General features: G+C 59.7%; 22 protein-coding genes. 12 read left to right on the top strand and 10 right to left on the bottom strand.

Features of this window, described 5'->3' with window-relative positions; translation table 11 throughout:
• Positions 1–54 precede the first annotated feature (54 nt).
• On the top strand, positions 55–3,618 hold the full coding sequence (locus PSUM_RS01125; RefSeq protein WP_020798259.1) for an indolepyruvate ferredoxin oxidoreductase family protein: 3,564 nt from the start codon (positions 55–57) through the stop codon (positions 3,616–3,618).
• Positions 3,619–3,679: 61 nt separating this feature from the next.
• On the top strand, positions 3,680–4,237 hold the full coding sequence (gene folE, locus PSUM_RS01120; RefSeq protein ID WP_020798260.1) for a GTP cyclohydrolase I FolE: 558 nt from the start codon (positions 3,680–3,682) through the stop codon (positions 4,235–4,237).
• A gap of 39 nt (positions 4,238–4,276) precedes the next feature.
• Here folE and PSUM_RS01115 read toward each other — a convergent pair whose 3' ends face one another.
• The 5 genes from PSUM_RS01115 to PSUM_RS01095 are packed head-to-tail and all read right to left on the bottom strand — an operon-like array spanning position 4,277 to position 10,452.
• Positions 4,277–5,032, bottom strand: a complete 756-nt coding sequence (locus PSUM_RS01115; protein ID WP_020798261.1) for an SDR family NAD(P)-dependent oxidoreductase — start codon at positions 5,030–5,032, stop codon at positions 4,277–4,279.
• 25 nt (positions 5,033–5,057) lie between these two features.
• Positions 5,058–6,110: a phosphotransferase family protein gene (locus PSUM_RS01110; RefSeq protein ID WP_020798262.1), complete on the bottom strand. Its 1,053-nt coding sequence runs from the start codon at positions 6,108–6,110 to the stop codon at positions 5,058–5,060.
• Positions 6,107–7,402, bottom strand: coding sequence for an acyl-CoA dehydrogenase family protein (locus PSUM_RS01105; RefSeq protein ID WP_020798263.1), 1,296 nt, complete (start codon positions 7,400–7,402; stop codon positions 6,107–6,109). The genes PSUM_RS01110 and PSUM_RS01105 overlap by 4 nt, the downstream gene beginning before the upstream one ends.
• A gap of 24 nt (positions 7,403–7,426) precedes the next feature.
• Complete coding sequence (locus tag PSUM_RS01100) at positions 7,427–8,164, bottom strand: SDR family NAD(P)-dependent oxidoreductase (RefSeq protein ID WP_083348828.1); 738 nt, start codon at positions 8,162–8,164, stop codon at positions 7,427–7,429.
• Positions 8,165–8,214: 50 nt separating this feature from the next.
• Positions 8,215–10,452, bottom strand: a complete 2,238-nt coding sequence (locus PSUM_RS01095) for a CoA transferase (protein ID WP_020798265.1) — start codon at positions 10,450–10,452, stop codon at positions 8,215–8,217.
• Between the two features lie 201 nt (positions 10,453–10,653).
• Here PSUM_RS01095 and PSUM_RS01090 point away from each other — a divergent pair, with 201 nt between their 5' ends.
• Positions 10,654–11,049, top strand: a complete 396-nt coding sequence (locus PSUM_RS01090) for a VOC family protein (protein WP_231989908.1) — start codon at positions 10,654–10,656, stop codon at positions 11,047–11,049.
• Here PSUM_RS01090 and PSUM_RS01085 read toward each other — a convergent pair.
• Genes PSUM_RS01085 through PSUM_RS01075 form a run of 3 tightly spaced genes read right to left on the bottom strand, consistent with a single transcriptional unit; the run spans position 11,046 to position 13,837 of the window.
• Positions 11,046–11,825 carry an SDR family oxidoreductase gene (locus PSUM_RS01085; protein ID WP_083348827.1) on the bottom strand — a complete coding sequence of 260 codons (780 nt, stop codon included), beginning with the start codon at positions 11,823–11,825 and terminating at the stop codon, positions 11,046–11,048. The genes PSUM_RS01090 and PSUM_RS01085 overlap by 4 nt on opposite strands.
• Positions 11,826–11,849: 24 nt before the next feature.
• Positions 11,850–12,878: an aromatic ring-hydroxylating oxygenase subunit alpha gene (locus PSUM_RS01080; protein WP_020798268.1), complete on the bottom strand. Its 1,029-nt coding sequence runs from the start codon at positions 12,876–12,878 to the stop codon at positions 11,850–11,852.
• Between the two features lie 17 nt (positions 12,879–12,895).
• The gene (locus PSUM_RS01075; protein ID WP_020798269.1) at positions 12,896–13,837 is read right to left on the bottom strand and encodes a Rieske 2Fe-2S domain-containing protein; all 942 of its coding nucleotides are present in this window, start codon (positions 13,835–13,837) and stop codon (positions 12,896–12,898) included.
• Between the two features lie 320 nt (positions 13,838–14,157).
• Between PSUM_RS01075 and PSUM_RS01070 the strand changes: the two genes are divergently transcribed.
• The 3 genes from PSUM_RS01070 to PSUM_RS01060 are packed head-to-tail and all read left to right on the top strand — an operon-like array spanning position 14,158 to position 17,330.
• Positions 14,158–14,637, top strand: coding sequence for a MarR family winged helix-turn-helix transcriptional regulator (locus PSUM_RS01070; protein WP_020798270.1), 480 nt, complete (start codon positions 14,158–14,160; stop codon positions 14,635–14,637).
• Positions 14,630–15,811 (top strand): HlyD family secretion protein, encoded by a 1,182-nt coding sequence (locus PSUM_RS01065; protein ID WP_020798271.1) that lies wholly within the window; start codon positions 14,630–14,632, stop codon positions 15,809–15,811. The genes PSUM_RS01070 and PSUM_RS01065 overlap by 8 nt, the downstream gene beginning before the upstream one ends.
• Positions 15,804–17,330: a DHA2 family efflux MFS transporter permease subunit gene (locus tag PSUM_RS01060; RefSeq protein ID WP_083348826.1), complete on the top strand. Its 1,527-nt coding sequence runs from the start codon at positions 15,804–15,806 to the stop codon at positions 17,328–17,330. The genes PSUM_RS01065 and PSUM_RS01060 overlap by 8 nt, the downstream gene beginning before the upstream one ends.
• Here PSUM_RS01060 and PSUM_RS01055 read toward each other — a convergent pair.
• Positions 17,318–18,970: a methyl-accepting chemotaxis protein gene (locus PSUM_RS01055; protein WP_020798273.1), complete on the bottom strand. Its 1,653-nt coding sequence runs from the start codon at positions 18,968–18,970 to the stop codon at positions 17,318–17,320. The genes PSUM_RS01060 and PSUM_RS01055 overlap by 13 nt on opposite strands.
• Before the next feature lie 157 nt (positions 18,971–19,127).
• The gene (locus PSUM_RS01050; protein WP_020798274.1) at positions 19,128–20,735 is read right to left on the bottom strand and encodes an IclR family transcriptional regulator domain-containing protein; all 1,608 of its coding nucleotides are present in this window, start codon (positions 20,733–20,735) and stop codon (positions 19,128–19,130) included.
• 183 nt (positions 20,736–20,918) lie between these two features.
• Between PSUM_RS01050 and PSUM_RS01045 the strand changes: the two genes are divergently transcribed.
• The 6 genes from PSUM_RS01045 to PSUM_RS01020 all read left to right on the top strand — a co-directional run bounded on the left by PSUM_RS01045 (position 20,919) and on the right by PSUM_RS01020 (position 26,523).
• Positions 20,919–21,731, top strand: coding sequence for an RraA family protein (locus PSUM_RS01045; RefSeq protein ID WP_083348825.1), 813 nt, complete (start codon positions 20,919–20,921; stop codon positions 21,729–21,731).
• Positions 21,728–22,186 (top strand): nuclear transport factor 2 family protein, encoded by a 459-nt coding sequence (locus PSUM_RS01040; RefSeq protein ID WP_083348824.1) that lies wholly within the window; start codon positions 21,728–21,730, stop codon positions 22,184–22,186. Before PSUM_RS01045 ends, PSUM_RS01040 begins: the two co-directional genes overlap by 4 nt.
• Positions 22,183–23,604 carry an aldehyde dehydrogenase (NADP(+)) gene (locus PSUM_RS01035; RefSeq protein ID WP_020798277.1) on the top strand — a complete coding sequence of 474 codons (1,422 nt, stop codon included), beginning with the start codon at positions 22,183–22,185 and terminating at the stop codon, positions 23,602–23,604. The genes PSUM_RS01040 and PSUM_RS01035 overlap by 4 nt, the downstream gene beginning before the upstream one ends.
• Positions 23,601–23,912 carry a Dabb family protein gene (locus tag PSUM_RS01030; protein ID WP_020798278.1) on the top strand — a complete coding sequence of 104 codons (312 nt, stop codon included), beginning with the start codon at positions 23,601–23,603 and terminating at the stop codon, positions 23,910–23,912. Before PSUM_RS01035 ends, PSUM_RS01030 begins: the two co-directional genes overlap by 4 nt.
• A gap of 203 nt (positions 23,913–24,115) precedes the next feature.
• Entirely contained in the window at positions 24,116–25,390 is a 1,275-nt protein-coding gene (locus PSUM_RS01025; protein ID WP_269458350.1) for an MFS transporter, read from the top strand.
• A 47-nt stretch (positions 25,391–25,437) separates the two neighbouring features.
• Positions 25,438–26,523 carry a mannonate dehydratase gene (locus PSUM_RS01020; RefSeq protein WP_083348823.1) on the top strand — a complete coding sequence of 362 codons (1,086 nt, stop codon included), beginning with the start codon at positions 25,438–25,440 and terminating at the stop codon, positions 26,521–26,523.
• Positions 26,524–26,650: the final 127 nt, after the last annotated feature.

The following is a 26,650-nucleotide window of genomic DNA, read 5'->3' as shown; positions in this document are numbered from 1 at the left end:
TAGGCAACGCCGCTCTCCTGGCGCCGCCATGACAATAAAGCCTGGAGGATGAGCATGAGTGCGTCCCCGTCTCTGGATGACAAATACATCCAGCACAGCGGAAAAGTTTTACTCACCGGGATTCAGGCGCTGGTGCGCCTGCCTCTGATGCAGCGCCAGCGCGATCTGGCCAATGGTCTGAATACCGCCGGGTTTATTTCCGGCTACCGTGGCTCGCCGCTGGGTGGTTTTGATCAGGCTTTGTGGAAGGCCCGCGACTATCTCAAGGAACACCACACGGTGTTCCATCCGGGCATGAACGAAGATCTCGCCGCCACCTCGATCTGGGGTACCCAACAGGTCAATATCTTCGAAGGCGCGACCTACGACGGCGTGTTCGGCATGTGGTACGGCAAGGGCCCGGGCGTCGACCGTTGTGGCGACGTGTTCCGTCACGCCAACGCTGCCGGCACCTCACAATTCGGCGGTGTGCTGGCGATTGCCGGTGATGACCATGGCGCCCGTTCCTCCTCGCTGCCGCATCAGACCGAGCACATTTTCAAAGCGGTCATGATGCCGGTACTGGCGCCATCGGGTGTGCAGGAATACCTCGACTACGGCATGCACGGCTGGGCCATGTCGAGGTATTCCGGTTGCTGGGTTGCGCTCAAGGCGGTGGCCGATACCGTGGAAAGCGCGGCCGTGGTCGACATCGACATTCATCGCGTACAACCGATCATTCCGGATATCCCGTTGCCCGAAGGCGGCTTGAATATCCGTTGGCCTGACCCGCCCCTGGCGCAAGAACAACGCCTGCTGGAACACAAGCTGTATGCCGCCCTCGCCTACGCCCGGGTCAACCGTCTCGACCGTATCGTGATGGACTCACCGAAAGCGCGCATCGGCATCATAACGTCAGGAAAATCGTACCTCGACGTGTGCCAGGCGCTGAAAATCCTTGGTATCGATGAAACCCTCGCACAGCAGATCGGCCTGCGCGTGTACAAGGTCGGTATGGTCTGGCCGCTGGAAGCCGAAGGCGTGCGCCAGTTTGCCGAGGGCCTGGAAGAAATCGTGGTGGTCGAAGAAAAACGCCACATGATCGAGTACCAGCTCAAGGAAGAACTCTACAACTGGCGCGAAGACGTACGACCGCGCATCGTCGGCAAGTTTGACGATAAAGGCGAATGGAGCCTGCCGCACACCGGCTGGTTGCTGCCGGCGACCAATGACCTGACCCCGGCAATGATCGCCCGTGCGTTGGCCAAGCGTATTTTGCGCCTGCATCAGAATGGTCCGCTGCAAGTAAGCCTGGCGGTACTGGACGCACAACTGGCCAGCAAAGGCCAGTTCAGCAACCTGATGGAACGCGTGCCCCACTACTGTTCCGGTTGCCCGCACAACACCTCGACCAAGGTCCCGCAGGGCAGTCGTGCACTGGCCGGTATCGGTTGCCACTACATGGCGGCCTGGATCTATCCGCAGACCCAGACCTTCAGCCAGATGGGCGGCGAAGGCGTGGCATGGATCGGCCAGGCACCTTTCACCAAGACCCGGCACGTCTTCGCCAACCTGGGCGACGGCACCTATTTCCACTCCGGCATTCTCGCGATTCGGGCCGCCATCGCGGCCAAGGTGCAAATCACCTACAAGATTCTCTACAACGATGCCGTGGCCATGACCGGCGGACAGCCTGTGGACGGCAGCCTCAGCGTTGCGCAGATCAGCCGACAGCTCGCGGCCGAGGGCGTGCAACGTATTGTGGTCGTCAGTGACGATGTCGAGAAATATCAGCACATCCGTGATCTGGCAGACGGCGTGCCGGTGCTGCGTCGCGACAAAATGGACGAAGTGCAGGAACAGTTGCGCCAGTTCCAGGGGGTGTCGGCAATCATCTATGACCAGACCTGTGCCGCGGAAAAACGCCGGCGGCGTAAACGCGGCAAATTCCCGGACCCTGCACGTCGGGTCGTGATCAACGAAGCAGTATGTGAAGGCTGTGGCGATTGCAGCAGCAAATCCAACTGCATGTCGGTGGTGGCGGTGGAAACCGAGTACGGCCGCAAGCGTGAAATTGACCAGTCTTCATGCAACAAAGACTTCACCTGTCTCAACGGTTTTTGCCCGAGTTTTGTCACGGTCGAAGGTGGCACCTTGCGCAAACCCAAAGCCCTGGCTTCCGCGAAGGATGACGTGTGGGATTTGCCGACGCCCGCGACCGTAGCGCTGGATGAGCCATATAGCATCCTGGTCACTGGCGTGGGCGGTACGGGCGTGGTGACCATCGGCGCCCTGCTGGGAATGGCGGCGTTCATCGAAGGCAAAGGCACGCTCAATCTGGACATGGCCGGCATGGCACAAAAAGGCGGTGCGGTGTGGTCGCACATTCGCATTGCCGCGCACCAGGAACAGTTGTTTGCACCGCGGATTGCCGAAGGTGAGACCGCCCTGCTGCTCGGTTGCGACCTGGTGGTCAGCGCCAACACCGAAACCCTGTCCAAACTGCGTCATGGCGTGACCCATGCCTTGATCAACAGCGAAGAAACCATCACCAGCGCCTTTGTGCGTACCTTCGCCCAGCAGGCGGAAACTGGTGATTTGCTGAAACACCCGGACCCGACCTTCCAGACCGGCAACATGTCGGAGCAAATCGCCGAAGCGGTGGGCACTGAGCATGCGGATTTTATCGACGCAAGCAAAATCGCCACGGCCCTGATGGGTGATTCGATTGCGACCAACACGTTCATGCTCGGCTATGCCTACCAGAAGGGCTGGTTGCCGGTGGGTAAAGCGGCGCTACTACAGGCCATCGAACTGAACGGCACGGCGGTGCCCTTTAATCTCTCGGCCTTCGACTGGGGTCGGCGCAGCGCCCATGACCTGCCACGGGTATTACGCAAACTGGAAGCCGGCAAGGTGCAAAGCCCGGACCGCTTACTGTCGCAAAGCCTGGAAGAAACGCTGGCACGGCGCATGGAGTTTCTCACTGCGTACCAGAACTACGCCTATGCCCAACGCTACCGCTATCGTGTCGAGCAATTCATCAAGGCAGAAACCGCACTGCTCGGGCAACCCGGCAAGCTGTCGGCAAGCGTCGCCCGTTACTACTTCAAAGTGCTGGCCATCAAGGATGAATATGAAGTAGCCCGTCTGTTTACCGACGGCCAATTCCTGGAAAAAATCCAGGCTGGCTTCGAAGGCGACTATCGCCTGCGCTTCCACCTCGCTCCGCCGCTGCTGAACGATAACGGCTCCGGCCGTGAATCGAAAAAACGCAGCTTCGGCCCCTGGATGCTGCAAGGCTTCAAACTGCTGGCCAGGCTCAAGTTCCTGCGTAATACATGGCTTGATCCATTCGGTCGTACCCATGAGCGCAAGGTGGAACGCAATTGGCTGGCCAACTACGAACAGATCCTCGACGAAGTGCTGGCGGGCTTGACCACCCAAAAACTGGGCCTGGCCCAGGATCTGGTGGAATTGCCTGAAAGCGTTCGCGGCTATGGTCCGGTCAAAGAGCGATTCCTCGGCCATGCGCAACAACGCCAGGCGCAATTGCTGGAGCAGTGGCGCAATGGCAACACCGCCCAATTCCATGATGCCAGCCAGAGCAACAGCAAAATCGCCGTCACTCAACTATAAGCCTTGCCCGGGCTGAACATTGTGCAGCCCGGGATGTTGGTTCATTCAACAAGGTCAAACCATGAACGAAGAACTGGCCAGAAATTACCGTGAGATTCTCCACAGCGTAGGTGAAAACCCAGAACGTGAAGGTTTGCTGGACACGCCAAAGCGCGCAGCAAAAGCCATGCAGTACCTCTGTCATGGCTACCAGCAAAGCCTCGAACAAATCGTCAATGGCGCACTGTTTGAATCGGACAACGATGAGATGGTCATCGTCCGGGACATCGAACTTTACTCCCTGTGCGAACATCATTTGCTGCCGTTTATTGGCAAGGCCCATGTCGCCTATATACCGACAGGCAAAGTGCTGGGACTGTCGAAAATCGCGCGTATTGTCGACATGTTCGCCCGCCGTTTGCAGATTCAGGAAAACCTGACACGCCAGATTGCCGACGCCATTGCCCAGGTGACCGATGCCGCCGGGGTGGCGGTGGTGATCGAGGCAAAACACATGTGCATGATGATGCGCGGTGTTGAGAAACAAAACTCGGTGATGAGCACCTCGGTGATGCTCGGCGCCTTCCGCGAGTCGTACAACACCCGCCAGGAGTTTTTGCAGCTGATCCGCGGTCGCTAGGCACGTGTGCCGGGCTCACCCAGGCACACTGCTTGCCACTCAACTGAGCATCATCATCCCGCCGTCAATCACCAGCGTCTGACCGGTGACAAACCGCGAGCCATCGCCGGCAAGAAACACCAGCACAGGGGCCAGGTCCCGGGCCGGTTCGCCCAGCTTGCCGCCGATTGGTACTTGGCCGGCCATGTACGCATCGTGTTGCTGCAATTGCTCGGCGCCCATGCTCGCGCGGGTGGCGTCGTACATCGGCGTCCACATCGCCGGAGCAATCGCGTTGACGGTAATGCCCAAGGGCCCCCACTCCCGCGCCACCGTGCGCGTCCACGCCAGTACGGCGCCCTTGCTGGCGGCGTAATGGGCTTTGCCCGGCTGTCCGAGTACGCCTGCGGCAGAGGCGAAATTGATGATGCGCCCGCCGCTGCCCTTGAGCTGCTCATAGGCCGCTCGGTTGGTCAGGAAAGTGCCACGGGTATTGACCGCAAAGACCTTTTCCCACTCGTCCAGCGTGATGCTGTCGGCGCTGGCATTCGGCGCGATGCCCGCGGCATGCACCAGCACATCCAGACCGTTGAGCTGTTCGCTGGCCCAGGCAAAGGCCGCGTCCACCGATTGGCTGTCAGCGATGTCACAGACTCGCGAGTGCGCCCAACCACCACCGTCACCCGTTATCGAGGCTGCCTCGCCCAGGTCGAGACTGACGACATGGGCACCCTCTTCCACAAACGCCTTGACCACTGCCGCGCCAATGCCGCGGGCGCCCCCCGTGACGATGATCCGCTTACCGGCCAGTTGCATGGGCTGTTCCTCTTGTCTGGATATATCAGGATAGTTGCTCGATACGTTGCAACGCCGTAGCGATCAGGCGCAGCGCCGAGGCGTGGTGTTTTTCACCGGTGACCCTGCAAGCTTTACCTGCACAGGCACGTGCGTGGCTGACTTCGAGAAAAATGCCGAGCTTGAACCCAGCCAACACCAGGTACCAGGTCAAGTCCGCCAACGAGCGTGAGCTGCCGGCGCGGTAATGGGCGACCAATTCATCGCTGCTGCAAAAGCCATCCCAGGGATGCACTTCGATGGTGCCGGCGCCACGACCCTCGGCATCGGGCCAGGTCACCACCAGCCAGGCGAGATCGAGCAACGGATCACCGACGGTGGCTAGCTCCCAATCGACTACCGCGGCGAGCTCTGCGTCGTCGTGCCGGAACATGACATTGGACAGGTGAAAGTCACCGTGCTGGATACCGGCCTGGAACTGCTGCGGACAATGCTCGCTTAACCATTGGGCCAAGCGTTCGAGCCCCGGCAGACCCTTGGCGCCGGGCCAACCGGGATAGTCTTTGACACTGTCCATCTGCGCCAGCCAGCGTGAGACCTGACGCTGGTGAAAACCCTCAGGCCGGCCAAAATCCGCCAGCCCCACCGCCTGGTAGTCAATTTCGCCCAGGCGCAACAGCGCATCGACCATGGCCAGCCCCATGCGCCGGCGCATTTCAGACTGCTGCGCATGAGGCGCCGGCAAACCGGTCGCGCAGTTGGGATTGAAACCCTGTATTGGTTCCATCAAGTAGAAACTGGCGCCCAAAACGCCTGGGTCAGCACAATCGGCAATCAAACCGGCATGGGGCACTTGCGACCCCGCCAATGCCTTGAGCAAGCGCGCTTCACGGGCAATCGTCTTGCCGCCGACTTCGCGCAGTTCCCTGGAAGGCCGACGCAGGACGAATTCACGCGAACCGCGCCGAAAGCGCAGCAGCAGGTTTTGCGTGCCTCCGGTCAAACGTATCGGGGCCTCGATGGGGCCGCGCTCCAGGCCTTGACTATCCATCCAGTCGGCCAGGCGCTCGAGGTCGACCAGATCCTGCCAGTCGTTCATGGATTGCGCTCGCCAAGGCTGGCCAATACGTCGGCGTATTTTTCCCGGGCACGGGCCTCGGCGGTGGGTCGATGGTAATCGGGGAACAATTCGTCGCAGGGCTGATAGTCGCGCAGCAGCTGTTTGGCAACCGTGACTTTGTGCACCTCGGTTGGCCCATCGGCCAGTCCCATCTGGAAGGAGCGCACGATGTAGCCGGTAAAGGGCATTTCTTCACTGACGCCCAGCGAACCATGCACATGCAGGGCGCGGGCGGCGATGTCATGCAACACCTTGGGCATAACAGCCTTCACTGCGGCGATGTCCTGGCGCACTCGCTTGTAGTCCTGGTACTGATCGATGCGCCACGCCGTGCGCATCACCAGCAAGCGAAATTGCTCCAGCTCGATCCATGAATCGGCAATTTTTTCCTGGATCATTTGCTTATCCGCCAAACGGCTGCCCTGGGTACTGCGCGACAGGGACCGCTCACAGAGTGTATCAAGGGCTTTTTGCGCCTGACCAATCACCCGCATGGCGTGGTGCACGCGGCCACCACCGAGCCGAACCTGAGCCACGACAAATGCCTGGCCGGGCGCACCGAGCATGTCGCCCGCGGGCACTCGCACCCTGTCGAATGACAGATAAGCATGGGTGGCGGCTGGGTCATCGGCGATACCGACGTTACGGATAATGCTAACCCCAGGCGCGTCAGCGGCGACGATGAACATAGACATGCCTTCATACACCGATACGCTTTTATCGGTGACCGCCATCACGATATAGAACGCTGCGTAGCGGGCATTGGAGGCAAACCATTTTTCGCCGCTCAGCAGCCAGTCATCGCCATCGCGTACCGCTTCGGTGGTGAACACGGCGGGATCCGCGCCACCTTGCGGCTCGGTCATGGCGAAGCAGGACACGATATCGCCATCGAGCAGCGGTTGCAGGTAGCGCTGCTTCTGCGCCGGGGTGCCGTAATGGGCGAGGATTTCCCCGTTGCCGGAATCTGGGGCCTGGCAGCCAAACACAATCGGGCCAAACAGCGAACGACCGAGAATTTCATTGATTAACGCCAGGCGCACCTGGCCATACCCTGCCCCACCCAGCTCCGGTCCCAGGTGACAGGCCCACAATTTGCGTGCCTTCACCTGCGCTTGCAGCGGCTTGACCAGCTGCTTGAACAACGGATCGTGGATATTCCACGGGCTGCCCAGCACATGATCGAGGGGCTCGACTTCCTCACGTACAAACTGCTCGATCCAATCCAGTTCCGCCTGTATCTCGGGGTCGGTCTGAAAGTCCCAGGCCATGGTGTGTCTCCTAGTAAATAACGATCAGGCCAGCAGCATGCCGCCGTCGACCAACAGGGTTTGGCCGAGCACATAGCTGGCCAGCGGCGAGGCAAGAAACAGCGCCACGTTGGCCATGTCCTGGGGCGTGCCCAGGCGCCCTTGAGGAATGGCCCGCAACGCGCCTTCGAGGCGCTTGGGGTTGCTGGTGGTTACCCGTGTCAGCTTGGTTTCCATCAGCCCGGGGGCAATGCCGTTGACCCGGATGCCGTCACGAGCCCAGGCTTCGGCCAGGGTGCGAGTGAGTCCAAAAGCACCGGTTTTCGAAGCGTTGTAGGCCGGATTGCCACGCGTGGAGTGGAAGGCGGCAGCGGAACTGACGGTGATCATCGAGCCCTTGGCCTGCATCAACAGCGGGTGAAACTTCTGTGCGCACACCATCAGGCTGATGAGGTTGACGTCGAGTACGCGCTTGAAACCCTCGGTCAGAAATTCCTGACGGTCGTAGAGCACCGTGCCTTGTGCTTGCACCAGCACATCCAGGCGGGTGAAGGGCACGCTGGCGACTTCAATCAACGCCGCGTCCGCAACGTCGAACTGGGCGTAGTGCAGGCCTTCGAGATTAGAGTCGGGTGAATCTCGATAGGCCGCTGCCGAGGCTCGTGTGCCCCAGACATGCACTTCGGCACCGCGCTGGCGAAAGTTCTGTGCAATGCCATTGCCAATGCCACTGGAACCGCCGATCACCAGCACGGTTTTACCGCTGAAATCCAACTCGTACATGGGTGTTCCTTGTGCTTGTCGATGAATGCTGTCGAGCAATAGCCACGCTTTTACAGCGCCACCAGACCCGCCGAGGCCATGCGTTCAATTTCACTGCGGGTGTAACCGAGCTCTGCCATGACTTGCCGGGTATGTTGGCCGAGGGCCGGTGGCGGGCGATTCAGCGACAACGGCAAATTGCCGAAATCCCAGAACGCGCCAATCTGTTGCAGGTCCCCGTACACCGCATGGGGATAATGGGCATGCAGGCCCGCGGCAGCGTGTTCGGGGCTGTCGAGAAACGCATCCATCTGCGCCTCCAGCACGGCCTGCGCAGGAACCTGCACGCCAGTCAGTGCTGCCAGTGCCGCCTGCCGGGTGAGGCCTGCGAAATAATCCTCGGGACGACTGCCCACCAGTGCGGTGAAGCGCTGAATTTCATCAGGCTGCAGCGCTGCCACCGCCAGCCAGGCATCGCTGCACAGATACAGACGGTGTGCGTCATTCAGCCCCGTCTGTTGCGCGTCCATATGGGCGACAGGCGTGAGACTGCCATCCTCCAGCACCACCGCTTCGCTCATCGACAGCAACGTGGCGCCCAACAATGAGGAACTGACCATTTGCCCGGCGCCGCTGCGGTTACGCTCGTACAACCCCAGTAGCAAGCCATAAAGCGAGGATAAACCGGCAAAAAAATCACCCACGCCGAAACGCAGCCACATCGGCGCTTGTCCTTCGCCGCCCTGCTCGACCTCCCAGCCGCAGGAGGCCTGCATCAGTTGGTCAAAGCCTGGCCAATCCGCACGCGGGCCGTTCGGCCCGTAGGCGCTGACATGGCAATAGACCAACTGCGGGTTAAGTGCTTTGAGACGCTCGTAGTCAACCTTGAGTTTGCGTGCGGCCGGCAGCCGCATGTTGTGGTGCACCACATCGGCCCAGCGTGCCAGCGTCTCGACGACGGGCTCGGTTTGCGGATCACCCAGTTGCAGCGCGACCCCCAATTTGCCCCGCTGGGTACCACTGAAAATTCGCTCCAGACGGCGCATGGCGTCGCCTTTAGGGGCTTCGATTTTAATGACCTCGGCGCCCAGGTCCGCCAGCAGCATGCAGGCAAACGGCCCGGCCAGGTAGGCGCCCAGATCCAAGACTTTCAAGCCATGCAGCGGTGGCAATGGAGCGGGACTCCACTTGTTCCCTTGCACTGGGAGCAATGCATCAGCGCCCGGCAGTACTGCGTTCCCTTCACCAACCAGTGGTGCACTGCCGCCGACTCGCGCAGGTAGCTGCACCTGCCAGGCCGGACCCGGTTGCAGGGTCTTGCCCAGTTGTACATCGTCAACTTCAACCACATAGCCATTGAGGCGCGCCTGCTCGTCGAAGTAGATATCGCCAAAGGCGCCGGCGATTTGCGCGGCCACATCGTGCTGCCAGAAATGCTCGACCCAATCCTGCGCCGGTCGTGTGGCGATAATCGCCTTGTTGGCGCCGAAGTTGGGCGCCACATGGCTGGGTGGCCATAACGCATTCAGGCGAGTCACTTCGGTTTCGCCCAGTTCGCTGAGCGCTGCGGCCATCCACGGCGATTTGTCCGGCGAGTAATGCACATGCAGCCAGCGGCCATCGGCGCACTGGTGCAATGGAATCGGAATGTATTTATCCAGGCCCTTGGCGAAGGCTGGGGTTGGCGTTTGCGCCCGGTTCCAATGCATGGTCATGGGCACCAGGGCCGCCTGTGCCAGACTCGTATGGGCGATGCCGCCACAGCCGTCACGGTCCCGCGCCAGCAACCGCGCCATTACCCCGACCACACACAGCCAGCAGGCCAGCCAGTTGGCGAATGGCATGCGCACAAACACCGGGCCGGGGCGATGCGCGGGCTGCTCATCCAACAGGCCCAGGCGCGCCAGGATCAGTGTTTCCCGTGGTATGGCATTCGCCAGCGCGTGCCGTTGCGGCCAGCCGCTGATCGCAGAGACAACCAATCGGGGGAAGTCTGCGACGAGCAGCGCGTCTGCCAGACCATGGGCCTGCGCCTCTGCCGGGGTGAAATCGTGCAGCAGCACATCGGCGCTGGCCAGTAGCAACCGCAACTGCTGGCGATCGGCAGGGTTCTCCAGGTCAAGGGTGACACTGCGCTTGCCACGATTGAGCACCGCGAACAGCACCTGGTGGTCTCTAGCCGCGTTGCCGGGTGATTCAACCATGACCACTTCGGCACCTGCTTCACACAGTTGCAGGCCCGCGGCTGAACCGGCAATGCCGGAACACAGGCTGATGACGCGAATGCCTTCAAGGATTGCCTGGCTCATACAGCACCTTTCAGTGGCTTGTTCTGCTCAAAGCGTTCTGCAGCAAAGCTGCAGAACGAATCCATGGCGTCACCCTAAGCCATCGAAAATTAATTTCATATATAGATTAGTATTCCGAATATAGAATCATAAGCACGGATATGAACAATAGTTAATAATCAGTTCAATAACACAATCAAGGGCCTCGACATGATCCTGCGCATGGACCACTTCACTATTGTCTCTGACCAACTGCAGGTGACACGGGATTTCTATGTTGAGGTGCTGGGTTTGGTTGAGGGGCCACGCCCGCCCTTCCCGGTTCCCGGGTTCTGGCTTTACACCCGGAACCAGCCAGTGCTGCATGTCGTGGGCGTAGCGCAAATGCCGGAACCACGACGTGGCGTGCTCGACCATATGGCCTTTCATGCCAGTGGCTTGCAGACGATGTGCACGCGTCTAATCGAGCATGGCGTGCGCTTCAAAATCATTCGTGCGCCAGGCTCGCAACGCACCTGGCAGCTGTTCATGCAGGACCCCAACGGGGTTGAAGTCGAACTCGACTTTGACGCCAGCGAAGAGCCGCCAGCCGATTGGAAAGAACGCCGGGCCGGCTAGATCAACCCGGAGTAACTGCCGCCGTCGACCTGTAGGTTTTGCCCGGTGATGTAGCCGGCCTGAGCCGAACAAAGAAACGCACAGGCCGCTGCAAATTCACTCGGCTGGCCAAATCGGCGCGCGGCTATTGGCTTGAGCATTTCCACCCGCGCCTGCTCGACGCTGAGTCGGCGATGCTTGGCCAACTGCTCGGTCATGAAGCGCAGGCGCTCGGTTTCAATACGTTCGGGCAGCAGATTGTTAATGGTCACTTTGTCGCGCGCGACTTCGACTGACAGGGCTTTGCAGAAAGCCGTGAGCCCTGCACGCGCCGCCGTGGACAATCCCAGGGGCAAGCGTGGCGACTTGACCATCGCCGAGGTGATATTGACGATGCGGCCAAACCCCCGCTCGCGCATCCCGCCGACCACTGCCTGAATCAGCAGAATGCCTGAAAGCATATTGGCCTCAATGGCCGCCAACCAGGCGGCATGGTCCCAGTCCTCCAGACGGCCCGGTTCCGGGCCTCCGTTGTTGGTCACCAGTATATCCACCACCGGACACGCGGCCAGCAGCGCCTGTCGACCGGCTGCGGTGGACAGGTCGGCCACCACGGTGCGTGGCAGTCGACCCGTGCTGCGTAAAATATCTTGCGCGGTGTGGGCCAGGCTCTCGGCATCGCGGCCATTGATCAGCACCTCGCAGCCCTCCTGCGCCAATGCCAGCGCACAGGCTTTGCCAAGCCCTCGAGAGGATGCACACACCACCGCAATACGCCCACCAATACCCAGATCCATTGCAGTACTCCTCGTGCGTGGGTGTCAGTCGTTCATGCCGAGCAAGGCTGTGATATCCCGCCCGGGTTCAGCGTCGCTGCCGTAGGCGAACTGGCCGGCACGCTGACGTTCGACCAACTGTTCCATCTGGTAGCGATAACGGGTACCCGGCGTATCGAAGCGCGAGTGCAAGTCACGACGTTCGTCGACCTCGAAATAACGTTGGTTCTGCGGGCGCACCACCGAGTTGTCCTGGGGCTGGATGATGTAGTTGATGCGCGGCATCACATAGCGAAAAGGCGCGGGTGCAGCGGTGGTGTTGAAGGTGACGTCACACCGCGATCTATGCTTGCCCACCGGCAGGAACGGTTGCAGGTTGGGCACGTCATACCCGGGGCGAAAGCGCGGATAGGAGATGCACACGTTGCTGCGCAAGTGAATGTGCAGCACGGCGCGAAAGTCCTGGTATTTGGCGCGCACACCGCCGACCCAGCGCATGATGGGCGCCACTGACTTTTGCGCCACGGTACGAGTGCGGGTCACGGTCTCGGAGGTCCATTGCACCTCCACCACGTCCGACTCACTGATACCGTCGCCAATGGTATTGGCATGCAGGAAATCGGCATGGGTCAGGTCAATCAGGTTTTCCACCGACAGCGCCGAGGTCGCATCAAACCGCACAGTACGCTGGGTGTAACCGGGAAGACTGCCGTCCTGCGGTAGAAACGGAATATGCGGGAGCAACTGCATGTCGGCAGCGTCCGGATTGCCGTACCAGACCCAGATGTAGCCGTAACGCTCAACCAGCGGATAAAAGCCCCGTCCCCCGGTAAACGCTGTGAGTATCAGCTCTTTCTGGGGGAAATGCGGATGAAACTCGGCAGCCACCGCGCGCCCGTTGTCCCGCCACAGGTAATAGGGCTGGGCATGAATGATCCGGCGAATGGGCCGCGCACTCAGGTCGCGGCTATGGGACACCGGGAACCAGGTGTCACGCAGGTCGTAGTTGATCGGCGTCCAGTCACCCCGCACTTTGCCAGGGATCGTATCGGTGGAGGAAGGCACGGCATGCATGGTGGGAACTCCTGTGCTCAGACGACTGCGCTGACGGGAATCAGGCGCGGTTGGCGCAACCCACGCAGTTCACGGGATGAGGCTTGCAACAAGGCCGCGACGGCTGCGCCATCAATCAGGCTTTTCACCTGGAATGGGGCTTGTTTACGCAGGCGTGCTGCTCGCCAGCGCAACGGTGCCCTGGCCGGCACCTGCTCATGCACGTAGCCACGCCAACACAGGCTGGTGGTGCCACGACGATTGGCACCGGTCGCGATCATCAGCGTCACTAGCGGCAATTCATCTTCGCTCAGCAAATCCACCCGAACAGTACCGCCGTTCAATGGGACGGCGGTGCGCACAATCAAGGGGTAATCCACCACAAACTGCGAAGGCAGGATTTGTGTGCTCCATACCGCACCTCGTTCCAGAACCACACGCCCCTGCTCGCTGCGCAGATCGCCAAGGAAAAAATCGGTAAGGCGCACATGGGGAAACCCGAGCAAGCATTCCGGACCGTCGAGCATCGCATCCAGGTACTGGTCGTGACTCATGTTGACGATAGTGGAACCGGTAAATTCGCGTCCGCTGGGTTGGTAATCGCTGCTGGGCAATGCCCCTTGCGGTGCCCCCTCACCCAACCACACATGGACAAAACCATTTTCCTCGCGCACCGCAAAGGCACGCGCGGCATAACGTGCAGGTACGCGCTCATCGGCATGCAGATTGGGGATCTGCGTGCAGCCACCACTGGCGCCATCAAAGGTCCAGCCGTGATAACCGCATTGCAGGCCGGACTCGACGACTCGCCCCAGAGCCAGCGGCACCCGCCGATGTGGGCAACGGTCTTCCAAGGCAAAGGCTTGGCCGGCCGCGTTTCGGAACAGCACCAACTCCTCGCCGGCAAAGGCCACGGCCAATGGCGTTTGATCATTCACGGCCTCGCAAAGCGCCATGGCCCACCAGCCTGGGGTCTTCATCGGGCTGCCTCTTTGTTATTGGTCTTGGGCAATTGCGTTGAACGCAGTCAGCGCTAACGGTAGTGCTTAGTGGTGGATAGAGCAAACATAATTCGACAGTTTTTTATTTTCTGTCGATATTTTTTAACCCAGCATAAAAAGGCAAAATTCAGGCATAAAGCCGAAACATTTCGGCTTAAAGAGCACATTTCAGCTTGATAAGCGACCTCCAAATGGACATTTTTTCTTTATCTGATCATGTTTTAATGAAAAATAGCTAGCGAGCAATCCATAAGCCTGATTACCATTAGCTTGCTCATTGACTCCAAGGTGCGCTGACGATGACCCAATCCACCCTCGGCTTTGTCCTCCATGACGTTGCCCGCTTGATGCGTAAGCGCTTTGAACAATGGGCTCGCGCAGCCGGTCTCACGCGCTCGCAATGGCAAGTCCTGGCCAAGCTGTCGATTCATGAGGGCATCCACCAGAAAGGCTTGGCAGACCTGTTGGAAATCGAGTCGGTCACCCTGGTGCGCTTGCTGGACAAGATGCAGGAGCGCGGGTTGATCGAACGCCGAAACCACCCCACCGACCGCCGTTACTCCTTGCTGTTTCTCACCCCGGCTGCCCATCCGCTGTTGCAATTCATGCGCACCATCGGCGAGCAAACCCGACTGGAAACCATGGCGGATTTCTCCATTCAGGAGCACGACCAATTGCTGCAGTACCTCGAACGTATGCGTGAACACTTGCTGACAGCCTGCGGTCAGCCCGTGGATGAGCCCACAGGTTGTGCAGCAAGCGAGGTGAAGCATGGCTGAACCCACATTGCAGCGCCCTGCCGTGCACGCTGAAGCCCGACCGCTCGAGCCAGCGGAAAAACCCCAGATGCAGGCGCCCGAGGCGTCGGCCCTTGTTGGCCATGCTGAAGTTCCGGCTGACACGGCACGCCAACGCTGGCGCATCGGCCTGTTCTTGCTGGCACCGATCAGTGTCGTGGCCTGTGCTGCCTGGTATGTGTTGGGTGGCCAGATCGTAAGCACCGACAATGCTTATATCCAGGCCGAGCGTGTAGGGGTTTCCACCGATGTCGCCGGAATCGTCGCGGCCATTGAAGTCAGTGACAACCAAAGCGTGAGCAAAGGCCAGGTGTTGTTCCGTCTCAAGCCCGAGCCCTTTGAAATCGCCGTGGCCAGTGCCAAGGCGCAGCTGGAAAACGCGCGCAACCAGATCCTTTACCTCAAGGCCAGCTACAACCAATCGCTGGCCGAGATCGCCCAGGCTGAAGCCAAATTGCCCTTTTACCAGACCAATCTGCAACGGCTGGAAAAGCTGGTCAGCGTTGCCGCCGTATCCAGGACTCTCTACGACGACGCCCACCAGGACCTCGACAACACCCGTCAGCAGGTGTCGGTCGCCAAGGCCCAGGCTGCCGCGGCGCTGGCTCAACTGGGTGGGCGTCTGGACAGAGCTCTGGAGCTGCATCCCTCCTACTTGCAAGCGCTGGCGGCACTGAATGAAGCCGAACGCAACCTGCGAAACTCCGTGGTCATCGCCCCGTTCGACGGCGTCGTCACCAACGTTGACTCGCTGCAAGTGGGCGCGTACCTCCAACCACCACAATCGGGCTTCAGCCTGGTGTCCAGCGAGCAGCTGTGGGTGGCTGCGTCACCGAAAGAGACCGAGCTGACCAACGCTCACATCGGCCAGGGCGTAACCATTGAAGTAGACACTTATCCCGGTGTCACCTGGCATGGCACCGTGGAAAGCATCAGCCCGGCGTCCAGTTCGAGCTTCTCCCTGTTGCCGGCCCAGAACACCACGGGCAACTGGGTGAAGGTTGTGCAGCGCATTCCAGTACGGATCCATATCGACGATGCGGCAGGCAAACCTGCGCTGCGCCATGGCATGAGCGCCGTGGTCGATATCGACACCGGCACGGCCCGTGGCCTGCCGAAGCCGCTGGCAAACCTGTTCGCACGCCATCATGAGTGAAGTATCCGGACCACTTCCGCCATCGCCGTTGCGGGTACTGATCACCTTGTGTGTGGTGCTGGCGGTGGTCATGCAGGCGCTGGACACCACCATCGCCAACGTCGCCCTACCCTATATGCAGGGCAGCGTATCGGCCAGCGCCGATCAGATTAACTGGGTGCTGACCTCGTACATCGTCGCCACCGCCATCATGACCCCGCCCTCGGCTTTCCTGGCCCGGCGCTTCGGTCGCAAGCGCGTGTTGCTGTGGTCGATCCTGGGTTTTGTATTGGCGTCGGTGCTCTGTGGCATTGCCCGTTCACTGGAAGAAATCATCCTGTTCCGTCTGCTGCAAGGGGTGGCCGGGGCGGCATTGGTGCCGTTATCGCAAGGCATCCTGCTGGATATTTACCCGCAGAAAGAACGAGGGTCGGCAGTGGCCCTGTTCGGGGTATCGGTCATGGTCGGTCCCGTATTGGGTCCGATGCTCGGCGGCTGGCTGACGGAACACCTCAGCTGGCGCTGGGTGTTCTTCATCAACTTGCCTATCGGGTTGCTGGCCTTCATCGGCATGACCCGCTTCATCCGGGAAACCCCGGCCGACCGAACCGCACGCCTGGACTGGCTGGGCTTTGGCTCGCTCAGCGTGGCCATCATGTCGATTCAACTGTTCCTCGACCGCGGCGAACAACTGGGCTGGTTCGACTCGGGGGAAATCATCCTGGAAGCGCTGGTGGCAGCCATCGCTTCGTACATTTTCATCGTCCACACCTTCACCCACGACAAGCCCTTTATCAGCCTGAAGCTGTTCAAGGATCGTAATTACTCGGTGGCGGTGGTGTTTATCTTCATCATCGGCATCACCTACCTGGCCTCGCTGGCATTGATGACACCCTACCTGCAAACCCTGATGGGCTACCCGGTTCTCACCGCCGGCATGGTCATGGGGCCGCGCGGCCTGGGGACGATGCTGAGCATGTTTCTTGCCGGGAAGATCATCGGAAAAGTCGATATTCGCTGGATACTGTTTTGCGGCCTGGCGTTGTCCGCCTGGTCGATGTACATGATGACCGGTTGGACACCGGCCGTGTCCATCGACACCATCGTCTACGTCGGCTTTATCCAGGGCGCGAGCCTGGGCCTGTTGTTCGTCCCGCTGACCACCATCGCCTTTACCACCCTGCCCCCGCATTTGCGGGGCGAAGCCACGGGCCTGTACAACCTGTCACGCAATGTCGGTTCGAGCGTTGGCATCTCGATCGTCACGGTGCTGCTGGCGCAAAACACCCAGATCAACCATGCCGAAATCGGCGCCTACGTGACGCCATTCAACCGCCTGTTCGATGCCTGGCCTGTCAACAACCAGCTCAATCCACTGACCGCCAGCGGGCGTGCAGCCCTGGATGGCTTGATCACTGTTCAAGCCAGCTGGGTGGCTTACCTGGATGACTTCAAGCTGCTGATGTGGTTATCCATTGGCGTCATACCGCTGCTGCTGATATTCAGGACTGCGAAGTATCAAGCCAATCAGGCCTCGTAGCGAAAACGCCCCACCGCTACGTTCAGCTCATCGGACAGTTCGCGCAAGGACACCACGGCTCCGGATACCTGATGGGTGATCGCATCACCCTCACCGGCCATGCGCGCGATGTGCTCGACGTTGGCCACGATGCCCCGCCCGCCCTCGCTCTGCACGCTCACCGCATCGGCAATCCGGTCCACCCCACGCGTGGAGTCACCGACCAGTTCCGTCGCCTGTTGCAGGGTACTTTCCAACTCACTCAGCAACCGGCCGCTGTCCTCAAGTGCCACGGTGCCCGCACTCAATGCCTGGTCGACGATCCCGGACTGGTTCTCCAGCTTCAACGTCAACTGGTTGATCGAGTTGGCTGCCAGCGCCGAGCGTTGTGCCAGGTTACGCACTTCGTCGGCCACCACGCTGAAACCGCGCCCGCTCTCACCAGCCCTCGCGGCCTCGATCGCTGCGTTGAGCGCCAGCATGCTGGTTTGCGCGGAAAGGTCCTTGACCTGACCGATGCTGGCGGTGATCGCTGTCGTGCTTTCGACAAAATCGCCCACCGAGCCGCGGATGGCGGAGAAGGCATGGCGCACGCTGTCGATTTTCTCGAGTAGTCGCGACAAGGCCAAGTGCCCATCTTGCGCACCACGCAAACTGGCTTCGGCGCAGCTGCGCAGACTTTCAGCATGACTGGAGATTGCCGCAATGCCGTCGCTCATCTGCTCGATGGTCATAGACACCGCGCCCACCGCACCGGCCTGCGCCGTGGAGCTTTGCGCCACGCGCGCCGAAGTACCCACCAGCTCCTCCGCCGACGCGCCGACCGACGCTGCGACTCCGGCAACCTGGCGCATCGCCTGCTGAAAGCTATCAATGAGTTCGTTGAATGCCTGGGCCGTGTGGGCCACCTCATCTCGCCCCATGACCCGTACGCGTCGGGTCAGGTCGCCATCGCGCAACTCGATCGACGCCTGTTCGATTTCCCGGATGGGCCGGAGGATCTGGGCGCGCAACAAAAGACTGACAATGACGGCGAGTACGCTGGCGGCGATTAATACCGCAACCAACATCCGTGACACCTGGCGTTGCATAGTGCCGGCCTCGGCAAAGGCGCCAGAGGTCAGCTGCGCCTGCAGTCCCAGCAAACGATTGAATTGACCTTGCAGACCATTGTTGTCGGCGCGCACCCTGCCCAGCAGCGAGGCCGCCTGTATTTGGTCACTCAAGGCCGCGCGCTTGAAATCGGCAAGGCCTTCGCCGACCACGGCGGCCTGTTCTTGCACGGCGCGGTAGAGTTCTTTCTCCTCCTCACCCAGACGCGTCTCGCGAGCCACCTTGTCCAGCCCGACTCGCATGTCATCGACACTGGCCTGCATATCTTCCAGATAGGACTCAAGCTCCTCGGCAGAAGCCTGACCATTGGATTCAAGGATGCGTGCGCCTATGGCATAGGCCCCGACCATTGCCGCCTGCGACGCAGACGCGGTTTCCAGTACCTGGCGATACTGCTGGAAACGCAACTGGTCGATTTCCTCGATCACCGCCTGTTGCCTGGCCAGCCCATGATAGGCAAGGCCCGAAACAACCAATAAAGCGATAACAAATAATGCGGGCAGCACAAAGAGCTTGGCGCCGATTGAATAGCCTTTGAGAAATGACATTCTGATTACCGTTTTTGTTTTTATAGGAAATGACAGGCCAACATCAGCTCCATCATATTCTCTATACGGTATCTCATTCTACTATCAGAATGTTAGATGATACCTCAAATGGTTATCAGCACCTTCACGTTGGATAAACTAAAGCAATACAGGACCATCAAACTGTCCACTCCGTGATATTGGCCAAGGCTCCCCCGTGCTCCACGTAGATACTGAACAAATGCCCTGATCCTGGAGCGTTGTTCAGCATTTCCATCGGAATGTCGTGACGTGCGCTGGTGATGTACAAGGTGTCACGGTCTTCACCACCGAAAGCCAGGTCCGTCGGCCCTGGAATCGGCAAACCAATCATTCGATCAATGCTGCCGTCTTCGGCAAATCGAACCAGGCTCCAACCGTCGCGCAATGTGGTCCAAACACCCCCCTCTCGATCAAGGGCCAGTCCGCTCAGCCGCCCCGACCCTTTGGGCAACGTGGCCAAGCGCCGAACATTCACACTGCCTGCCTGCACGACGTAGACCGACCCGGTTTCCGGCCCGATTGCGTAAAACGCCTGCCCACGCTCATCCCAGCACATTGACGTGATGTTTTCCTGAAACTCCCAGGACAAGCGCAGATCACCATGCCGGTTCAACTCTCCCACCTTGCAGCCGGTGTGGCTCGCCAGGCACGCCCAGACACTGCCGTCAGGTCGACTACAAAGCCCCAAGAGGCTCTTGCCGGGCCAGTCGGGCAAGGGATGTTCGCAACCTTCAAAGTCAATCAGCGACCAACCCTGGGTATGGGCGACCAGCAATCCCTGGCTATGCAGCTCCATCGCCACGACCGGGGATTCGAGGCGGGCGAAAATACGCTCGCCATCGCCATCCAGCATGCGAATGGCCGGCGCCAGGGTATCCGCCCAAAACAGGCAACGAAGCTTGCTCGACCAACGCGGGAAAGCGCCATTGAACGCCCACGGACTATCGACCAGTTTGACGTCGGTGTCGCCGATTTGAATGCGCGGCTCGCTCAACTGAGCCCCCACGCGTCTTGCCGCTTCGCTTATCTCAGGGCCCAGCAGCTCCAGACGCTCAAGGGTCAAGCGATAAGCCGGCCCTGCCACACTCAAGGCGCCGCGCACATTTCCCGCGTTATCCCGGATCGCCGCAGCCACGCAACGCACGCCCATCACAATCTCCTCATCGTCGATGGCATAGCCCCTGGCCCGGGTGATCTGCAACTCGGTATGCAGGCGTCGACGATCGGTGATGGTCAGTTCGGTCAGCGGTGTCAGCACCAGCCCCTTGATGATTGCCTCACGAGCGGCTTCATCCATCGCCGCAAGAATTGCCTTGCCCTGACCCGTGCAATACACCGGCTTGCTCTGGCCAAGCGCCGCCGCCGAACGCATGGTGTGCGCGCCGTCGCAACGCTCGAGAGATCTGACTTGATTGCCATCGAGCACCGCCAGATAGGACGTCTCGCCGGTCAGATCGCGCAAGGCCCGCAACTCGAAACTCGCGGCCGCTACCAGGTCCGGCATCAGATAGGCATTGCGCACCAGTTCCAGATAACGGAACCCCAACCGGTAAACCTTGTGCACCGGATCGCGGCGAATCATGCCGCGCTCCACCAGGCTGGCGATGATTCGATACAGCGTGGTTTTGGGTAACTCCAGCTGCCCTGCCAATTCGGCCTGACTGACGCCCCGAGGCGCGGAACCAACGGCCTCCAACACATCCAGCGCCTTCTCCAGTGCACCCGTGCCCTCTCCTGCTTTCATGACTTATTCCCACCATATGGAACAACGAATGAACTGGATCATACGACGGGTATTGCACACGTCAACAAACCTCTAGGATCTGACGATATCAGGTCATCACAAACATTATTAGTCCCAAATTACGGGAATAACCAATGACTTGGTGCACCTACACGCCATGCGTAAGAGCACAGGAGAACAACAATGACGCAGATCCACCAATACGCCGACACACTGGAAGAAACCGACGAGCGCCAGGTTCATGTCAGCGATGAAGTGCTGGCACGCCTAGCCCGTTGCAGCAGCGGTTCGCTGACCACCCAACTGTTCAAATTGGATTTTCGTCAGCCAGCCCTGGTCGGCCTTCGCGCCATGAACAAAGACATCAAGCCGTTCGCTGGCCGCGCTTTCACCATGCGCTTCATACCGGCCCGCGAGGACATCGACACCTACGGCACCATGACCACCAAACCCAACCACAACAATCTGCAATGGCAGGGTGTGGAACAGATCCAGCCGGGCGACGTGCTGGTCATCGACAGCCAGAACGACCCGCGTGCGGCGTCGGCGGGCAATATCCTGGTGACCCGTCTGCTGGCCCGTGGCGCCCGGGCTATCGTTACCGACGGCGCCCTGCGCGACGGCAGTGAAATTGCCGCTTTGCCGCTGCCTGCCTTTGCCCGCGAAGTCACTGCAACCACGCGCATCTCCTATCACCACGTGGCTGACTTGCAGGTACCGATCGGCTGTGCCGGTGTGGCGGTGTATCCAGGCGACATCATCGTCGGCGACGGCGACGGTTTGACGGTGATTCCTGCGCATCTGGCAGAAGAGCTGGCCGATTACTGCACCGTGCAGGACGACCTGGAAGGCTATCTGGCGATGCGCATCGCCGCCGGCGAAGCACTCTGGGGCGTCTATCCACCAGGTCCAACCGCCATCTCTGACTACCACGCATGGGTAGCCTCAGGTCGTCCTGCCATCCCGAGCATCATCAACAAGGGGGATGAACAATGAGCAAACAAGCCGAATACGCCGCACTGATCCGTCGCTACTTTGCTACTTGCAACGCGGGCGATCACGCCGAATTGGTGTCGTGCTTCACTCCGGATGCCGTGCACTACTTCCCAGCCGGATTGCCAGAAATTCCTTGGCGCACTGCCGAGACCATCGCGTCCAAATGGGTGTGGTGCGTCGAGAACCTCGGCTCGCAATGGACCATCGAGAAGATTCTCGTCAGCCATGACAGCCCTGAAGCGGTGATCGAGTGGACGCACTGGAAGGGTAAACTGGGTACTGCGCTGCGTGGTGACGAGTGGTACATCTTTGACGAGCATACTGGTCTGATCAAAGAGATCCGCGCTTACTACGCCTCACCTGCCGACAAGGAAGTGGCCATCAACGAAATCGTCGACTTCGATTACGCGGGTCGTGGTTACCACCTGGAACCGGCCACAGGAGGTGAACAATGAGCACCACCGAGTTTCAATTGATCGATGCAGCTGTCGAGGCTGCCGGTGCCGTCGCCGGGTTCTGGGCGGCCTCCGCGCCCTCCGTTCGCAGCGGCTTGCTACGTGGACTGGCCAGCGGTCTTGAACAGTACCAAGCCGCTCTTGTGGCACTGGCCGACGAAGAAACCGGCCTGGGTGCCGGGCGACTCAACGGTGAAGTGGCGCGAACGGCCTTTCAACTGCGTGGTTTCGCCGACGAGGTAGAGGCCGGTGTGCCATACCAGACAATCGACGATCAGGCCGCGGCTGGCGCGCCGCCCGTAGGTCGCCCACGCCTGACACGCACCCACGAACCGCTGGGGCCGGTGGCGATGTTTTCAGCCAGCAACTTCCCGTTCGCTTTTTCGGTCCTGGGCGGCGACACCGCTTCGGCATTGGCGGCCGGTTGCCCTGTGGTAGTCAAGACTCATTCCGGGCACCCACGGCTGTCGCGCGCAGTACATGAGGTGGCTCAGGGCGTACTTGACGGCATGAACTTGCCTGGCGGGCTGCTTGGCCTGGTCGATGGCGCCTCCCGCGCAGCGGGCCTGCACCTGGTAGCGCATCCGCAGATTGCCGCCGTTGCATTTACCGGTTCCTATCAAGGCGGGACCGCGCTTTGGAAAGCCGCTAACGAACGCCGTCGCCCTGTTCCGTTTTTCGGTGAGTTGGGCTCCATTAATCCATTGATCGCCCTGCCCGGTATTCTAGAGCGTGACAGCGAGGCCCTGGCGAACACCCTTGCTGCTTCGATCACCCAAGGCACCGGACAATTCTGCACCAGCCCGGGGGTGATCGTTTTACTCGACCATCCGGCCAGTGACCGTTTTGTCGCGCAATTGAGCGCGGCACTGCAACCGATCAAGACCCATCGCATGCTGACTCCCGGTATGCGAAACGGATTTGATGCAGGAGTCGCCCATCTGCTGGCATCCGATGCAGCGAGCCAAGTATTCGAGCCACTGGCCGATAGCGAAGGCCCGGCTCCGCGTCTGTTCAAGGTCGACGCCAAGGCCTTTATTGAAGACGCCAATCTTCGCGAAGAAATGTTCGGCCCCGCCGCCGTGGTACTGACAGTCGAGTCCATCGAACAGGCGACCGCTGTGTTGCACGCCATTGGAGGCAGCTTGACGGCGACGCTTTGGGGCTTCGAAGACGCCACCGACGACACCCGTGCGCTGCTTCGCGCCGCTCGCCAGATCGCCGGTCGAGTGTTGTTCTCGGGCGTGCCAACAGGCGTTGCCGTCACGCACGCACAGCAACATGGCGGCCCCTGGCCTGCGTCGACTCAACCACAAAGCACTTCGGTGGGCTACGCCGCGCTGCAGCGCTACCTGCGCCCGGTGGCGTTGCAGGATGCTCCGGCATGGGCACTCGCCCAGCAAGGAGCCCAGCCATGATGAAACACATCGTGATGTTCCGGCGCCTGCCTGCGGTGGAGAAAAACCCACAGCTGGAAAACCATCTCGTGCAGTGGATGAGCGACCTCGCCAAGGACATTGAGTTTGCCCGCAGCTGGAAGGTGTCGGCCAATGAACTGGACCGACCGATCTGCTGGGACTACGTGCTGGAGACGACGTTCGACGATGCCGAAGCGGTCAACCGTTACCTGCCTCACCCGGCGCACGTTGCCCTGGTCACTGAACTGAAAAAGTACTTCGAATGGGTCGTTGTGGACTACACGGAGGCAGACACCCAGGCCGCTTGATCCCGTTACAGGTATTGGCTCCCAAGGGTCGCCAATGCCTGGGCACTCTACAAAAATAATTAGACGAGGCACACATGAACAACAACGAGCGCTACGCGCTGGAAGGAAACACGCCAGTTGCCGCGGTCTCGGCCCAATCGAAGGGCCACCAGGACGCGGCGGCGACCACGAAATAGAGCAGCTATCGCTTTCTGATTCTGGCGTTGATCACCATCGTTCTCGCCCTGAGTACGGGGGATCGTGCTGCACTGTCGGTCGCAGGGACCGACATGAGCAAGGAGCTCGGTATCAGTTCTGTGGAAATGGGATACCTGTTCTCGGCATTCAGCTGGGCGTACGTAATCTTCCTGATCCCCTCCGGGTGGCTGACCGACCGTATCGGCTCGAAGCTTTCAATGATGCTGGCCGTGGTGATCTGGTCTTGCTTCACGGTGATGATGGGTATGGTGCATTTCATTGGCATGGTGGTACCACTGCTACTGGCCCTGCGCTTTTTGCTCGGTGCTGCTGAGTCTCCGGTCGGACCAGCCTCGGGCCGCATCATTGCCGCATGGTTCCCCTCCTCCGAACGCGGTATTGCCGGCGCCATCTTCAACAGCGCGCAATACCTGTCGCTGGCTGTCTTCACCCCAGTCATGGGATGGCTCTGCTACACCTACGGCTGGGAGTACGTATTCATCATCATGGGCGCCATCGGCCTGGTGATTGGTGCCATCTGGTGGAAATTCTACTACCTGCCCATTGACCATCCGAAGATGAACAGCGAGGAACTGGAATACATCCGCGCTGGCGACGGCCTTGTTGATCTGGAGAGTTTGAAATCCAAAGCGGCAAATACCGGCAAGGGCATGAAGCTCGGCGAGATCGGACAGTTGTTTCGCAGTCGCATGCTGGTCGGGATTTTTCTGGCCCAATACTGCATCACTTCGATCACCTGGTTCTTCATGACCTGGTTTCCGATTTATCTGGTCAAGGAACGTGGATTTGACATCCTTCAGGCCGGGTTTATCGCAGCAATTCCAGCGTTGTGTGGCTTGGTGGGCGGCGTGTCCAGCGGTTTTATCTCCGACCTGATCCTGAAGAAAACGGGCTCTTTGAGCATTGCTCGTAAAACCCCGATCACCATTGGCCTGTTGCTCAGCGCCAGCATCATTCTCTGTAACTATGCCGAAAGCGCTGCCGTGGTCGTTGTGCTGATGAGCCTGGCGTTCTTCGGTAAGGGTTTCGGCTCGATGGGCTGGACAGTGGTCGCCGACACCGCGCCCAAAGAGCTTATCGGGACTACCGGTGGCGTATTTAATGCCTTCGGCAACACCGCTGGAATCGTAACCCCGGTGGTCATCGGCTACATCCTTCAAACCACAGGTTCCTTCGATGGCGCACTGCTCTACGTCGGCGCTCACGGATTGGTAGCGGTCGCCAGTTACTGGCTGATCGTCGGCAAGATCCAACGCTTCAAGCTTCATCCGAAAACTTGAATTCGGTTTCCAACTGACTCCAATTAAAGATATGCGAGGCACCAAAAATGAAGATGATTTTTCGTTGGCACGGTCCGAAAGATCCAATCAATTTGCAGTACATCAATCAGATTCCCGGGTTGTACGGCATTGTTTCATCACTTTACGACACCCCGCTTGGAGAAGTCTGGCCGGTGGACCGTATCACCAGTCTGCGAGACGCAGCGGCGGCTTATGGTTTGAAAATGGACGTCGTCGACAGCTTCCGCGTGCACGAAGACATCAAACTGGGAAAGCCCAATCGTGAAGCGCTTATTCCGCAGTACATTGAAACGCTGAAGAATCTTGCCGCCAGCGGTATCAAGATCGTCTGCTACAACTTCATGCCTGTATTCGACTGGACTCGTACACAGATGGAGTACCAACTGCCCGATGGCTCCAATACATTGTCTTTCGAGGCCTCGTTGGTTGATCGACTGGACGTATCTAAAGGTGTGATTCCCCTACCCGGCATCGGTACAAAATACCCTGCAGAGAAGCTCCAGGCACTGCTTGAAGAATACAAGGATGTCAGCACCGAACAGATGTGGAAAAACCTTGAGTGGTTCCTGGGCAAGTTGGTGCCGGTTGCCGAGCAGCTTGGCCTGAAACTGGCCCTACACGCAGACGATCCGCCTCGTTCGGTGTTTGGCCTTCCTCGAATTATCAAAAACATCGAGGATCATCGCCGCGTACTGAGCATCATTGACTCGCCTGCGAACGGCCTGACGTTATGCAGCGGCACCATCGGCTCGGACCTCAACAACGATGTGCCGTCGTTCATCAACGAATTCGCCGCTCGCCAGCGTGTGCATTACGTTCACCTGCGTAACGTCAAGGTGTTCGACAACGGTGACTTTTATGAAAGCGCCCACCCGACGCAATGTGGTTCGCTGGATATGGCGGAAATCCTGAAGGCCCTGCATGACGCCAACTTCACCGGCTACGCCCGTCCAGACCATGGCCGCATGATTTGGGGAGAGACAGGCGTACCAGGATACGGCTTGTACGATCGTGCACTGGGCATCATGTACTTGCAGGGTTTGTGGGAAGGCATCGGCAAGGAAAAAACCAAGGCAGTGCTGCAAAAACAAGGGCCCGCCGCAGTAGCGTGATCGAGTCTTCCACCGAAGCACTGCCAATCTATTGCCGCGTACGCAGTCGAATGTGTGCTTTACGCGAGGACTGTCTCGCGGCAATTAGACGCTTCGGTCATGCCAGGCAAAGTCAGCAGCATCGACC

The organism is Pseudomonas umsongensis (assembly GCF_002236105.1).
Classification (GTDB): Bacteria; Pseudomonadota; Gammaproteobacteria; order Pseudomonadales; family Pseudomonadaceae; genus Aquipseudomonas; species Aquipseudomonas umsongensis.
Note: the sequence above shows the minus strand (reverse complement) of the source record. Positions and strands in the feature narration are given on the sequence as shown.

Excerpts from the sequence above, each read along its gene's own strand:
- PSUM_RS01095 (WP_020798265.1), bottom strand. The coding sequence starts at position 10,452 with ATGAGCCAGGCAATCCTTGAAGGCATTCGCGTCATCAGCCTGTGTTCC.
- PSUM_RS01115 (WP_020798261.1), bottom strand. The coding sequence starts at position 5,032 with ATGCAACTGGCCGGTAAGCGGATCATCGTCACGGGGGGCGCCCGCGGC.
- PSUM_RS01050 (WP_020798274.1), bottom strand. The coding sequence starts at position 20,735 with ATGAAAGCAGGAGAGGGCACGGGTGCACTGGAGAAGGCGCTGGATGTG.
- PSUM_RS01075 (WP_020798269.1), bottom strand. The coding sequence starts at position 13,837 with ATGAAGACCCCAGGCTGGTGGGCCATGGCGCTTTGCGAGGCCGTGAAT.
- PSUM_RS01070 (WP_020798270.1), top strand. The coding sequence starts at position 14,158 with ATGACCCAATCCACCCTCGGCTTTGTCCTCCATGACGTTGCCCGCTTG.
- PSUM_RS01090 (WP_231989908.1), top strand. The coding sequence starts at position 10,654 with ATGGACCACTTCACTATTGTCTCTGACCAACTGCAGGTGACACGGGAT.
- PSUM_RS01085 (WP_083348827.1), bottom strand. The coding sequence starts at position 11,825 with ATGGATCTGGGTATTGGTGGGCGTATTGCGGTGGTGTGTGCATCCTCT.
- PSUM_RS01020 (WP_083348823.1), top strand. The coding sequence starts at position 25,438 with ATGAAGATGATTTTTCGTTGGCACGGTCCGAAAGATCCAATCAATTTG.
- PSUM_RS01030 (WP_020798278.1), top strand. The coding sequence starts at position 23,601 with ATGATGAAACACATCGTGATGTTCCGGCGCCTGCCTGCGGTGGAGAAA.
- PSUM_RS01045 (WP_083348825.1), top strand. The coding sequence starts at position 20,919 with ATGACGCAGATCCACCAATACGCCGACACACTGGAAGAAACCGACGAG.
- PSUM_RS01055 (WP_020798273.1), bottom strand. The coding sequence starts at position 18,970 with ATGTCATTTCTCAAAGGCTATTCAATCGGCGCCAAGCTCTTTGTGCTG.
- PSUM_RS01060 (WP_083348826.1), top strand. The coding sequence starts at position 15,804 with ATGAGTGAAGTATCCGGACCACTTCCGCCATCGCCGTTGCGGGTACTG.
- PSUM_RS01080 (WP_020798268.1), bottom strand. The coding sequence starts at position 12,878 with ATGCATGCCGTGCCTTCCTCCACCGATACGATCCCTGGCAAAGTGCGG.
- PSUM_RS01125 (WP_020798259.1), top strand. The coding sequence starts at position 55 with ATGAGTGCGTCCCCGTCTCTGGATGACAAATACATCCAGCACAGCGGA.
- folE (WP_020798260.1), top strand. The coding sequence starts at position 3,680 with ATGAACGAAGAACTGGCCAGAAATTACCGTGAGATTCTCCACAGCGTA.
- PSUM_RS01105 (WP_020798263.1), bottom strand. The coding sequence starts at position 7,402 with ATGGCCTGGGACTTTCAGACCGACCCCGAGATACAGGCGGAACTGGAT.
- PSUM_RS01110 (WP_020798262.1), bottom strand. The coding sequence starts at position 6,110 with ATGAACGACTGGCAGGATCTGGTCGACCTCGAGCGCCTGGCCGACTGG.
- PSUM_RS01065 (WP_020798271.1), top strand. The coding sequence starts at position 14,630 with ATGGCTGAACCCACATTGCAGCGCCCTGCCGTGCACGCTGAAGCCCGA.
- PSUM_RS01035 (WP_020798277.1), top strand. The coding sequence starts at position 22,183 with ATGAGCACCACCGAGTTTCAATTGATCGATGCAGCTGTCGAGGCTGCC.
- PSUM_RS01040 (WP_083348824.1), top strand. The coding sequence starts at position 21,728 with ATGAGCAAACAAGCCGAATACGCCGCACTGATCCGTCGCTACTTTGCT.
- PSUM_RS01100 (WP_083348828.1), bottom strand. The coding sequence starts at position 8,164 with ATGTACGAGTTGGATTTCAGCGGTAAAACCGTGCTGGTGATCGGCGGT.